This is a genomic window from Clostridium sp., from assembly GCF_036639235.1.
In the GTDB taxonomy this organism is placed as follows: Bacteria; Bacillota; Clostridia; order Clostridiales; family Caloramatoraceae; genus Clostridium_AB.
Window position 1 is genome coordinate 31445 of sequence record NZ_JAVWJB010000002.1, and the last position, 13086, is coordinate 44530.

The 13086-nt window shown below is 32.8% G+C and carries 14 protein-coding genes; 1 reads left to right on the forward strand and 13 read right to left on the reverse strand.

What is annotated here, in order from left to right:
• Positions 1 to 5: 5 nt before the first annotated feature.
• Positions 6 to 356 carry an Asp23/Gls24 family envelope stress response protein gene (locus tag RR539_RS00925; protein WP_332473031.1) on the reverse strand — a complete coding sequence of 117 codons (351 nt, stop codon included), beginning with the start codon at positions 354 to 356 and terminating at the stop codon, positions 6 to 8.
• 265 nt (positions 357 to 621) lie between these two features.
• On the opposite strand from RR539_RS00925, the gene rpmB reads away from it, so the two are divergent.
• A complete protein-coding gene (rpmB, locus tag RR539_RS00930; RefSeq protein ID WP_332473030.1) occupies positions 622 to 813 on the forward strand; it encodes a 50S ribosomal protein L28 in 192 nt (63 codons plus the stop codon).
• Between the two features lie 36 nt (positions 814 to 849).
• On the opposite strand, the gene RR539_RS00935 is transcribed toward rpmB, so the two are convergent.
• The 12 genes from RR539_RS00935 to priA form a co-directional block, all read right to left on the reverse strand.
• Entirely contained in the window at positions 850 to 1017 is a 168-nt protein-coding gene (locus RR539_RS00935; protein WP_332483328.1) for a hypothetical protein, read from the reverse strand.
• Between the two features lie 257 nt (positions 1018 to 1274).
• On the reverse strand, positions 1275 to 1913 hold the full coding sequence (locus RR539_RS00940) for a thiamine diphosphokinase (protein ID WP_332473029.1): 639 nt from the start codon (positions 1911 to 1913) through the stop codon (positions 1275 to 1277).
• Between the two features lie 2 nt (positions 1914 to 1915).
• Entirely contained in the window at positions 1916 to 2566 is a 651-nt protein-coding gene (gene rpe / locus RR539_RS00945; RefSeq protein WP_332473028.1) for a ribulose-phosphate 3-epimerase, read from the reverse strand.
• The gene (gene rsgA, locus RR539_RS00950) at positions 2563 to 3438 is read right to left on the reverse strand and encodes a ribosome small subunit-dependent GTPase A (protein WP_332483329.1); all 876 of its coding nucleotides are present in this window, start codon (positions 3436 to 3438) and stop codon (positions 2563 to 2565) included. Before rsgA ends, rpe begins: the two co-directional genes overlap by 4 nt.
• Before the next feature lie 18 nt (positions 3439 to 3456).
• Entirely contained in the window at positions 3457 to 5316 is a 1860-nt protein-coding gene (gene pknB / locus RR539_RS00955) for a Stk1 family PASTA domain-containing Ser/Thr kinase (protein ID WP_332473026.1), read from the reverse strand.
• Positions 5309 to 6031, reverse strand: coding sequence for a Stp1/IreP family PP2C-type Ser/Thr phosphatase (locus tag RR539_RS00960; protein ID WP_332473025.1), 723 nt, complete (start codon positions 6029 to 6031; stop codon positions 5309 to 5311). The genes pknB and RR539_RS00960 overlap by 8 nt, the downstream gene beginning before the upstream one ends.
• Positions 6032 to 6041: 10 nt before the next feature.
• Positions 6042 to 7112: a 23S rRNA (adenine(2503)-C(2))-methyltransferase RlmN gene (rlmN, locus tag RR539_RS00965; RefSeq protein ID WP_332473024.1), complete on the reverse strand. Its 1071-nt coding sequence runs from the start codon at positions 7110 to 7112 to the stop codon at positions 6042 to 6044.
• The gene (gene rsmB / locus RR539_RS00970) at positions 7072 to 8415 is read right to left on the reverse strand and encodes a 16S rRNA (cytosine(967)-C(5))-methyltransferase RsmB (protein ID WP_332473023.1); all 1344 of its coding nucleotides are present in this window, start codon (positions 8413 to 8415) and stop codon (positions 7072 to 7074) included. The genes rlmN and rsmB overlap by 41 nt, the downstream gene beginning before the upstream one ends.
• A 134-nt stretch (positions 8416 to 8549) precedes the next feature.
• A complete protein-coding gene (locus tag RR539_RS00975; protein WP_332473022.1) occupies positions 8550 to 9236 on the reverse strand; it encodes a zinc metallopeptidase in 687 nt (228 codons plus the stop codon).
• Positions 9237 to 9243: 7 nt separating this feature from the next.
• Positions 9244 to 10173 (reverse strand): methionyl-tRNA formyltransferase, encoded by a 930-nt coding sequence (gene fmt, locus RR539_RS00980; protein WP_332473021.1) that lies wholly within the window; start codon positions 10171 to 10173, stop codon positions 9244 to 9246.
• 13 nt (positions 10174 to 10186) lie between these two features.
• The gene (def, locus tag RR539_RS00985) at positions 10187 to 10633 is read right to left on the reverse strand and encodes a peptide deformylase (protein WP_332473020.1); all 447 of its coding nucleotides are present in this window, start codon (positions 10631 to 10633) and stop codon (positions 10187 to 10189) included.
• Positions 10634 to 10646: 13 nt separating this feature from the next.
• Positions 10647 to 13073: a primosomal protein N' gene (gene priA / locus RR539_RS00990; RefSeq protein WP_332500163.1), complete on the reverse strand. Its 2427-nt coding sequence runs from the start codon at positions 13071 to 13073 to the stop codon at positions 10647 to 10649.
• Positions 13074 to 13086 lie beyond the last annotated feature (13 nt).

Below are 13086 nucleotides of genomic sequence, written 5' to 3' on the forward strand. Positions count from 1 at the left end.
CTAGATTAAACTCTAATACCTTGAACGTTCACTATAACCTTTGATACGTTAAGTCCTGTAAGTGATTCTACTGTGTACTTAACCTTCTGTATAATGTTATCTGCAATTGTAGATATTCTCGTTCCGTATTCAACTATTATATATACCTCAATCTTAATTGAATCTTCTTCTAAAGTTGTCTTAACTCCTTTACCTAGGTTTTCTTTCTTCAGTAATTCCCAAAAACCATCACTTACTCTCTTAGATGCCATTCCTACAACTCCATAACATTCTGTTGTAGCAACACCAGCTATATTAGCAAGCACCTCATCATTATATTCAATGAATCCATATTCAGTATTTGTAATTATCGCCATTTTCATAACCTCCCTATAAATTTATTAAGGGACTACTCCTTAATTATAGAAGTTCATATTATAATTTTATATGAATTGTGGGAATTCTTCAAGCATAATCGTTCTCCACAAATCGCTGTAAAGTATTTTGCCTTTACAAACTCCCAATATCTATATATAATATATTATGTTATTAATTTTATTGCAATGCCATCATACATTGTGATAAGATATATATGTTTGTATGAGGTATTTATTCGTTATTCTATATAAGGAGGTGTTATACATGGCAAGAAAGTGTGAAGTATGCAATAAGGGCCTAACTTTTGGTATTCAATATAGTCACTCACATCGTAAGTCAAACAGAACTTGGGCTCCTAACCTAAAGAGAGTTAAAGCTGTTATCGATGGAACTACAAAGAGAGTGTATGTTTGTACAAGATGCCTACGTTCAGGTAAGGTTCAGAGAGCTCTTTAATAAAAAAATGTGCTGTTTAAGCACATTTTTTTTAGTTTAACAGAAAAAACTCCAAAAACCATAGCTAATAAGACATAATCCACCAACAAGTATCCATAGCCAAAATGGGATTAATATAGAAAGTACCATTCCAACTCCAATTAAGCACAGCGCAGGTGCTAGCCTCCACTTCCAACAACTTCTACACCCTCTTCTCCTAGACATAATATCCACTCCCTTTAATAAGTACTATATCGAAAGACCAACCACCACTAAAAGTGCGCCTATAAGCACAAACCATAGCCATATAGGCATAAAAATTAATATAAACAAACTTCCTACTAACACCATTATCATAGGCAGGACCCTTAAAGACTTAAACTTTTTCGTAGTAATATTAAATTTTTTCATAAAAAAAGTCCTCCTTAAGCATCTTACTACTATCTTATGCAAAAAAGATTGTAGTTGATACCTAAGAAGGATTATATATTGTATTGTTTTATAACAATTAAGCAGCCTTCCTTAATAGATATAGTCGCTTTATTTTGTTCTAAAACATTACATGTTCCAAAAACATCTCCAAATTCAAAATCAGCATCATTTAATAAATACTTAAATCCCTTTAGAGTAATTCCACTAACAGGTGAAAGAAGAGGAATAATCGATACAGTCTCCCCTATCTCCCCACTTATATTTAAGTTGTTTTCACATATAAATATATCTGCTGTTTTAGATAGTATATAACTTCTTATACCCTTTTTAAGGGTTTTATACAGAAGATGAATATTAGATAAACTATGATCTAACCTATCACCAATTCCCCCTATGTAGTATACCTCACTTGCTGAAAGCTCTATAGCCTTCATAAGGCACAGTTCAGTATCTGTGTAATCCTTATCACTTGGATACCTCTCAACAACAGTACCTTGACTTTTATAATGCTCAAGGACTTCACTTGATATGGAATCAAAATCTCCTATTAGATAATCAAGGGAAATTCCTTCTCTAAAAGTATAATTTCCTCCACCATCTGCTGCAATAAGAATATCTGCATTTTCTATAACACTTCTCACCTTATTATTAAATTCAATTTCTCCATTAACGAATATACATACTCTCATATCTAATCTAAGCTTAAAAAGCTCTTAACAGTTCCCTCAACGTCTTCTGCTGAGAATACTGCTGATCCTGCTACTAATATGTTAGCGCCTGCGTCAAGTACTTCTTTAGCATTTGACAGTTTAACTCCACCATCTACTTCAATATCAACAATAAGACCTCTTTCATCTATCATCTTTCTTATTGCTGATATTTTTCTAAGAGCTGAAGGAATAAAGCTTTGCCCTCCAAACCCTGGATTAACACTCATAACAAGAACCATATCTATATCCTCAATTATGTAATCAAGACATGATATATCCGTTGAAGGATTAAGCGCAACCGCCGCCTTAACACCAAGCTGCTTAATTCTTTGTACAACTCTGTGTAGGTGCTTTGTTGCCTCTACATGAACACATATAATATCCGCTCCTGCTGATGCAAATTCTTCAATATATTTTTCTGGTGACTCTATCATAAGGTGCACATCTAAAACCATATTAGTTTTGCCCTTAAGTGCTGATACTACAAGTGGTCCCATAGTTATATTTGGCACAAAATGTCCATCCATAACGTCTATATGAAGGTATTGTGCCCCTGCATTTTCTACTTTTTTAACATCTTCAAGCAATTTTGAAAAATCTGCTGATAATATTGATGGTGATAGTTTCATCATCTATTCCCCCTTCTACTACTCTCCTCAAGATCTTTTAGAATATTTAGATATGCTGTATATCTTTCAACAGGAATTATTCCATCTTCAACATCCTGCTTTATTCTACATCCAATCTCTTTGTTATGTAAACATGTTGTAAATTTACATTCTCCTACTTTAAACTCTTTAAATTCATATTGAAGTTCTGATGGCTTAATAAAACTAAGATCCATAGATGAAAATCCTGGGGTATCAAGAACAAATGTATCCTCCGTCACCTCAATTAGCTGGGCATGACGTGTTGTATGACGCCCTCTACTTATCTTTTTACTTAGTCCACCGGTTTCCATTACAACACTTCCTTGAATCCTATTTGTAATTGTTGACTTACCAACCCCTGATGGACCTGCAAATACTGTTATTTTACCTTTTAAACATTCATGAAGATTATCAAGGCCATCTCCACTTAATGCATTGGCCCTTATAATCTTATATCCTATTTTTCCATATATAGCCTCAGTTTTTTCAAATTCACCCTCATCAAGGTCTGCCTTATTAAGACATATTATTGCGTCTATACCATGATGCTCAATAACTATTAGTATCTTATTTAAAAGAGTATAGTTTACATCTGGGTTTTTTAGAGCAAATACAACCACTGCTTGATCAACGTTTGCAACATTCGGTCTAATAAGCTCTGAGGATCTTTCATGTATATTTTCAATAGAACCTTTTAAGTCTCCAAGTAGCTCTATATCTACCTTATCCCCAACTAAAGGTGAAATCTTGCTTTTTCTAAATTTTCCCCTTGCCTTACATTCAATAATCTCACCTGTAGTGGTCTTAACATAATAAAACCCTGATATTCCCTTTACTATTACTCCTTGTTCCATATAACTCTCCTTAATATTTTAGTTGTTAGGTTTGGTTACTGAACCTGTTCCTGTTGGTGGCTTAGTTCCTTCACCACCGGACCCATTGCCATTTGAATCTGGATTAGTTCCAGGGTCCTTATCATCATCTATGTCACCATCTTCAACCTTATTAATTACTATATCAACAACGCTGCCTTCTTTAATATTCATACCTGATGATACACTTTGTTCAATAACAACCCCATCTGGTTTTGATGAGTCATTTCCGTATCTAACACTTCCAAGAACTAATTTATTTCTCTCAAGAAGTTCCTTAACCTCATCAAATGTTTTACCCTTTAGGTTTGGAACCTTAGATAAAATTTCCTTAGGTCCATTACTTAAAGTTATATCAACTCTAGTTCCCTCTGGAACCTCCTGATTTGATTCTACCGACTGGGACACTACCCTATCTTTTTCAATGCTATCACTAAACTCTCTCTTTACTTCTCCAAGTTCTAGACCTACAGCTTCAAGTTCTACTCTGGCCTCATCGATTGTTCGACGCTTAATATTAGGTACACGAACAGTCTTAACACCTTCACTTACCGTTATTATAACAGTGCTTTTTTCTTTAACATTCATACCCTCGCTAGGACTTACATCAATAACCTGGTCTAGGGGTTTATCAGATGCTATTTTCTTAATATCAACTACAAGATTTTTCTCCTCAAGAACCTTAATAGCCTCATCTTTTTTAAGCCCTATAACAGTTGGTATTTTAACTTCGTTTGGAGACCCTGAAAGAAAAGCAAATCCAATGCCACCTAAAAGTAAAATTCCTATAATAGCAAAAATTATACCCTTCTTAATTCCCCTAGGTTTAGACTTAGACTTTTTCTTAATTCTCTCTTTACGATTTATTTCATATTCATCTTCCTCATCATAATCATCTTCAATTTCATCTTCATAATCATTGAAATTATATGATGACATATCTATTTTTTGAGTCTTATCATTAAGTGCTTTTTCTATTTCGTCTGTAGATATTACCCTAGTACTTTCATCTATTCCCTGTGAAATTAATGATACATTAGGATTTATATTTGCCTTTGATATATCGCCTAGCATTTCAGTTAAACTTTGATATCTTTTAAGTGGGTCCTTTGTTGTTGCCTTAGCAACAATATCCCATACTCCAACAGGAATATTAATATTATATGGTTTTGTAATATCTTCTTGTATATGCTTTAATGCAACAGCTATAGGACTTTCTCCATTAAATGGAACATCCCCTGTTAAAAGCTCATACATAACAATACCAAGTGAATATATATCTGTTTTACTATCTATAACACTTCCCTTAGCCTGTTCTGGTGAAACATAGTGAACAGAACCCATTACTGTTTTAGTGTTTGTCATAGTAGCACTTGTTGCAGCTCTTGCTATTCCAAAGTCTGCTACTTTAACAACCCCCTCGTCTGTAATTAATATGTTATGAGGCTTAATATCTCTATGTATTATACCGTTTTTATGAGCATGCTCAAGGGCTCTTGCTATTTGCTTTGTAATATCAAGTGCCTGCTTATATTCAAGTTTACCATGCTTTTTTATGTAATCCTTAAGCGTTATACCATCTATATACTCCATAACAATATAATATACACCATCTTCACTTCCTATATCGTATACATTTACTATATTAGGATGTGATAGACTAGCTACTGCCTGTGACTCACTTTTAAATTTCTTAATAAAATCCTCATCTGCTGTAAGTTCAGGTCTTAGGATTTTAACTGCTACATTTCTATTTAGAAGTTCACATTTAGCCTTATAAACAAGAGCCATTCCTCCGTCTCCTGCCTTCTCTAATAAGGTATATCTGTTACCAAGTACTTTCTTATTGAAATTACTCATAAATATCCTCCTTTCTAGCTACTATAAGTGAAATATTGTCTTTTCCTCCTCTAAGGTTTGCGGTTTCAACTATTTCATCTACACTACTTCCCTTAAATATAAATTCAAGTATTTCAGACTCTGTAACGTATCTTGTTAATCCATCACTACATAAAATAAAATAATCATTTAAGTGGATAGCCTCTTGAAAAGTATCAATAACTACATACTTGTCAGTACCAACTGCCCTTGTTATAAGATTTTTCATAGGATGAACACTTGCTTCTTCCTCAGTTATTGCTCCCTTTTTAAGAAGCTCATTAATATATGAGTGGTCCTCTGTAATTTGTCTTATAGCATTATCTCTAACAATATAAGCCCTACTATCTCCTACATGTGCTATATATGCCCCATCCTTAACTACAAGTAGTGCTGTAATTGTTGTACCCATTCCGTTTAATGTTTCTGATTCACTTGAATGCTTAAAAATATTTTTATTAGCTTCAAGTATAGCGTCTCTTAAAAGGTCTTCATAATCATCATAAATATTAAAGTTACTCTCTATATACTGATTAAGAGTATTTACCGCAATATCACTTGCAATTTCACCTGCATTATGACCTCCCATTCCATCAGCAACAATTAAAATGGTATAGTCCTTATTCTCATATGTTAATATACTATCTTCATTAACTTCCCTTACCATTCCAATATGGGTAGTTTTGTTGATTCTCAAATCTATCACCTCAGTCAAGCTTATTTAAATATTGTCTCCTTAGCTGACCACATGCTGCGTCGATATCACTTCCTAATTCACGTCTAACAGTTGTGCTTATTCCACCTCTTTCAAGAATAGACTTAAACTCATCCACTCTTTTTTTGTTGGATTTTTTGTAGTCTCTTTCTTTTACTTGATTAATTGGTATTAAATTAACATGACAAAGCATACCTGAAAGAAGTCTTATTAGCTCCTCTGCAAACTCCCTATGATCATTAACCCCATCTATTAATGAATATTCAAATGTAATTCTTCTTGATGTCTTATTTATATAATATCTACAGGCTTCCATTAACTCATCAAGACTATATTTTCTAGCTATAGGCATAATCTGCTTTCTAGCCTCATCGTATGGTGAGTGCAGTGATATCGCAAGTGTAACTTGGCTATTATCATCTGCAAGTCTTTTTATTTCTGGTACAAGTCCACATGTTGAAATTGTAATATGTCTCATGCCTATATTAATTCCATCCCCTGAGTTAACAAGTGACAGGAACTTCATAACATTTTCGTAATTATCAAATGGTTCCCCAGTTCCCATTAAAACAATATTAGATATATTCTCACCAGTATCTAACTGAACCTTTAGTATCTGACCTATCATCTCACCTGCTGTAAGATCACGGTTTTTACCTCCGATAGTAGATGCACAGAATGTACACCCCATTCTACATCCTGCTTGAGTTGAAATGCATATAGAGTTTCCGTGTTTATACTTCATAAATACACATTCTATTACATTTCCATCCTTCATAGACATAAGATACTTTATAGTACCATCAACCCTAGACTCCATTTTGCCTACAATATTCATATTACATATGTATGCATCTTTTTTCAACTTTTCTCTAAGATCTTTTGATAAATCACTCATATCATCTATATCTTCTATTGATTTATGAATCCATTTAAAAATTTGTTTTGCTCTAAATGGCTTTTCTCCAATTTCTTGTAGATATACCTTAATTTCATCTATTGTTAAATCTCTTAAATCCACTTTACTCTCCTTTTTTTGAAAGCTTTGCAATAAAGAATCCATCTGTATCGAATTCTCCAGGTAAAAGCTTTACATATCCTTTACTTGCAGTATCTATATTAAATGGTATGTATGAAGAAATATCCTCAAGCATAAAATCATTGTTATTTTTAAGGAAATTGTTTATAACATCTTCATTTTCTTCCTCTGTAATTGTACAAGTACTATAAACAATCTTCCCACCTTTTTTAAGGTATTTTGAAGCATTATTAAGTATTTTTTCTTGTAAACTAGCTAGACTTTCAATATCTTCTTCTTTAATATTCCATCTTATCTCTGGCTTCTTTCTAATAATACCAAGTCCTGAACAAGGCACATCAACAAGAACCTTATCAAATTTACCTATAAACTCTTCATTAAGCTGTGCTGCATCATTAACCATTGTAGTTATTATATTAATCGAAAGTCTTTCTGCTGCCTCATTTATTAACTTAAGCTTATGTTCAAATACATCACATGAAGTTATGCTTCCCTCATTATTCATTATTTGGGCCATATACGTTGATTTTCCACCTGGTGCACTACATAGATCTAATACATTCTCACATGCTTTAGGTGCAAGACAAATAGGTGCAAGCATTGAACTCTCATCTTGAACAGTAAAATGTCCATCTATATATAGGCTTGTTTTTTCTAGTGAAGATAGTCCCTTAACCTTAACAGCATCTTCTACCTTACTTTCATATATAGTGCATCCACATGCCTCTAAGGACTTTACTAAATCACCCTTATTAGTCTTTAAATTATTTACCCTTAATGTTAACTTAGGAGACTTATTACTCATTTCAAGGATAAGCTTTGATTTTTTAGGTCCAAAGCTTTTAAGAAGCTTCTTTATGAACCATTCCTGCTGTGAGTATTCAACTGCCATATTTTGAATTTTGTCCTGTATATTAATATTGTAGAACTCCTGCTTGTTTCTAAGTAGGTTTCTAAGTAATGCATTTGCAAATGCACCATGTCTCTTGCTTTTTTCCTTTGACTTAATAATTTCTACAGCCTCATTAACAGTTGCAAAATCAGGAACCCTATCTAGAAAATATATTTCATATATAGCACATCTAAGTGTACATAAAGTCCACATGTCTATATTTTTAAGTTTAATGCTAGAGAATTTTTTAATAGTGTAATCTAATCTTTTTTTCCATCTAATAGAACCATATAGTATTTCTGTCGCAAGTGACTTATCACTTGGTGAAAGCTCTGATTTATTAAAATTATTGGTAAGCTTTAAATTTGAGTATGCTCCCTTTTTCTCTATATCATACAGCGTTTTAACTGCTACATACCTTCCGTTACTCTTCATTTTATCCTCCGCGTGTTTTATTATATATAAAAATATACCTAAAAAATATTATATATTTTATTCTTTCATTTGACTATAAAATTAATACATAAAACTAATATGAGGGTAAAACTTAAAAGCTTTACCCTCAACAGTTAATCATTACTTCTATTATATATAAGTATTAATCTTGCAAGTTCTAATATAGAGGTTAATGCTGCTGCAACATATGTTAAAGCTGCTGCTCCTAGAACACTTTTAGCACTACCAATTTCATCAGAATATAAAATATGATTACTTTCAAGTAGTTTAAGTGCCCTTGCACTTGCATTAAATTCTACTGGAAGAGTTATAACTTGAAATGCCACCGCACCTGTAAAGAATATTATACCAAGTAGTATTAAATTAGATGCTGTAAATAAAATCCCAAGTATAATAAACACCCATGAAAGATTAGACCCTATATTTGCTACCTTAAATAATCTATGGCGTAACATTAGTGGTGAGTACCCCTCAGCATGCTGAATAGCATGGCCTGTTTCATGGGCTGCAACGCTTATAGATGAAATACTATTACCATAGTAAACATCCTCAGATAACCTAATTACTCTGCTTATCGGATCATAGTGGTCAGATAACCTTCCCCTTGTTACTTCTACTTGAATAGAATATAACCCTTTAGAGTCTAATAATTTTCTTGCAACAGTAAATCCTGTTTCTCCCATTTTAGATGGGATATTTAGATATTTACTAAATGTTGATTGTACCTTAAACTGTGCATATAAACTAAGCAGTAGTGCTGGTACAATAATAATATAAGTTGGATCAAATATCATATACATTCACCTCTTACTTCAGTACTTCTCCTAAAGCCAACGTATTACCATTTAAGAAACTTTGTGCATCTAGTCTTTTTCCCCCAACTTTTTGAAGCTCTTTAATAAGAATAGCTCCATTTTTGCAGTTTACTACAATTCCTTCCTTTGAAGCTTTTAGAACTTCACCAGGACTCTTTAAGTTATTTCCTTCACACTTACATGCAGACCAAATTTTTAGTGTATCTTCTCCATAATAAGTGTAGGCACCTGGCCATGGAATAACTCCCCTAATCAAATTATATATAACATCTACATCATTATCCCAGTTAACATGACCTAAGTCTTTTTTCATCATATGTGCATAACTTGAAAGGCTATCATCTTGTTTTTCAGGGGTAATATTTCCACTTTCAATTAAAGGAAGGACCTCCGACAGTGCCTCTCCACCTAGAATCATTAATCTATCGTGAAGTTCACCTGCTGTTTCCTCTTCAAGAATTTGAATTTCCTTCTTTAAAAGCATATCACCTGTGTCAAGACCTACATCCATTTGCATTATAGTAACTCCAGTTACCTTATCACCATTAATAATAGTCCAGTTTATAGGAGCTGCTCCTCTTAAACTTGGAAGTATTGATGCATGAACATTAATACATCCGTACTTTGGAATATCTAGTATTTCCTTAGATAATATTTGTCCATAGGCAACTACTACAATTACATCTGGATTATGAGCTTTAATCTCTTCTATAACTTCTGGTTCGTTTTTTATGCGGTTTGGCTGTAAAACCTTAATATTATGCTTAACCGCAACCTCCTTTACAGGAGTAAACTGCATCTTTTGACCTCTTCCCTTTGGCTTGTCAGGTTGAGTAATTACTAAAGATACGTTATGCTTATCTACTATGCTACTTAGTGAGTGTGCTGCATAGTCTGGTGTTCCCATAAAAACTATATTCATAATCTAATATACCTTACTTTGATACCCTTTCTACAAATAGTGTTCCATTAAGGTGGTCAACTTCATGACAAATTGCTCTTGCAAGGAATTCTTCCCCTGTTAATTCATAATGGTCTCCCTTAATGTTTTGGAATCTAACTGTAACTACATTTGGTCTTTCTACCTTATCAAAAACACCTGGAATGCTTAAGCACCCCTCGTCGTCTATTTGGCTTCCCTTTTGATCTATTATCTCTGGATTAATAAGAACATATACTCCATTCTCATCACCAATATCTATAACAACAACCTGCTTTAATACACCAATTTGTGGTGCAGCAAGTCCAACACCCTCTGCTTCATACATAGTATCTATCATATCTTCTATAAGAGTTTCAAGTTTTTTATCGAAAACCTCTACTTTTCTACACTTTTTCTTTAAAACATCATCGCCTATTTTTCTAATCTCTCTTAATGCCATAATTCTTTCCTCCTTAAGTTAATGTATAGGGGTCTACATCTATCATAAAGCTTATATCTTTATTTTGCACGTTTTTTTGAAGTAAATCAAGCACCTTTATCTTACTACCACCAATATCACCTTTAATTATAAAGTGATATCTATATCTATCTTTGATTTTATATATAATACATGGTGAAGGTCCTATTAATACACCTACTCCACTTATTAAACTTTTTATTTCATCCTTAAGAATTAAACAAGTTTCTTTCAAAAGATTCTCATTAATAGATGTAACTACAATATGTATAAGCCTTGTAAATGGTGGATAATTAAGCATTTGTCTTATTTTAATTTCCTCATTATAAAAAGTTATAAAGTCATGATCCTTTGCACATCTAATGCTAAAGTGATCCGGAGTATATGTTTGTACTACAACTTCACCTATTTCATCTCCTCGTCCACATCTACCTGAAACCTGGGTTAGAAGCTGAAATGTCCTCTCTGCTGCTCTAAAGTCTGGTGAGTTTAAGCTTATATCAGCTGAAATTACCCCAACTGTTGTTACATCCTTAAAGTCCATTCCCTTAGATATCATTTGGGTTCCAACTAATATATTATACTTTTTATTTTTAAAATCACTATAAATAATATCGTACGATCCCTTTTTACTTGTTGTATCACTGTCCATTCTACAAATACTTGAATCTTTAAAATGCTTTTTAGTTTCTTCTTCTATTCTCTGGGTACCTACTCCAAAATACTTAATATATTTACTTTGACATTTAGGACAAATAGTTGGAACCCTGTATTCACGACTACAATGATGGCACTTAAGCATCCTAGCCTTATGGTGGTATGTTAATGTAACACTACAATTATCACACTCACATACATAACCACATTTTCTACATGATACGAATGTTGAATGACCACGTCTATTTAAAAATAGTATTACCTGATTGTTACTTTCTAGGGAATTTCCTATGCTAGAATATAACTTCCTACTAAATATAGATCTATTACCCATCATAAGTTCTTCCTTCATATCTGCTATAGTAACACTTGGCATTTCCCTTTGGTTATATCTCTTATCCATAACTTCAAGGTTATATTCCCCTATTTTAGCCTTATAAAATGATTCTACAGAAGGAGTAGCAGATGAAAGTAGTAGTAATCCTCCCTCAATATCTGCCCTATACTTTGCAATATTTTTAGCATTATATCTTGGACTAGACTCTGACTTATAAGCACTTTCATGTTCCTCATCAACTATTATAAGCTTTAAGTCCTTTGCAGGTGCAAATATTGCACTTCTAGCACCTATTATAACCCTAGCTTTACCTGACTTTATCTTCATGTATTCATCAAATCTTTCGCCATCAGATAATCTACTATGAAGAATTGCTACTACATCCTTAAATCTCCCCTTAAATCTCTCAACTGTTTGTGGCGTTAGTGAAATTTCAGGTACTAGTATTATACTTGAGTATCCTTCCTTTAAAAACCTTTCAACAAGATTTAGATAAACTTCTGTTTTTCCACTTGAGGTTACTCCATATAAAAGAGTAGTATTTCTACTTCCCATATAACTTGAAACTACAGAGTTTATTACCCTTTCCTGATCCTCAGTAAGTGTTACCCTATCGTAGGTAAACTCTCTATTATATGCCAGTCTAAAAACCCTTCTAAGGCTTTTATTAATAATTCCCTTTTCTACTAATGATTTAATTACACTATCCGATGTATTAAATTCTTCTTTTATCTCGCCTAGTGTATATGGCTTATTAATATTTTCTAGTAAATCTTTCACAAGCAGAATCTGCTTTTTAGCCCTACTTGATGATGTATTAATAAATTCTCTACATAGGCATTCATTGTCTATATAGTAAACATACTCTTCTTTTTCATTTTTAAGTTTAGTAAAGTCTTTCCTATATCCTAGTGCCCCTCTTTTTTGAAGTGATGCTATTTGAGAAAATTTCACCTTACTATTTAAGTCCTTATTAAGTTTTTCAAGAGTTACTTCACCTACTTCATTAAGATAATCTAAAATATTATCTTCTGTCTTAGTAATTCCATCTACTTTAGATATATATTTTATATAAATATCCTGCTTAATATTCTTTCTAGGTGGAAGCATTAAATTTAATGCATCGCTAAGGGTTGATAAATAGTAGTTTCTTATATATTTAGCAAGATTAATATCCTTTTCACTTAATGACAAGTCACTATGTAATACATCTGCAATATATTTAACCTTTGATAGATCATACTGTGAGATTTCCTTAATATCAACAACAATTCCTTCTATGTAATTATTGTAAAGACCAAATGGTATTATAACTAAGCTTCCTACCTTAACAAGATCCTCTAGACTTTCAGGTATCTTATAGTCAAATTCCCTATCAACTTCACGTGATGAATTCGATACTATTACCGATGCAATTATATTAATCACCTCCCATATATAG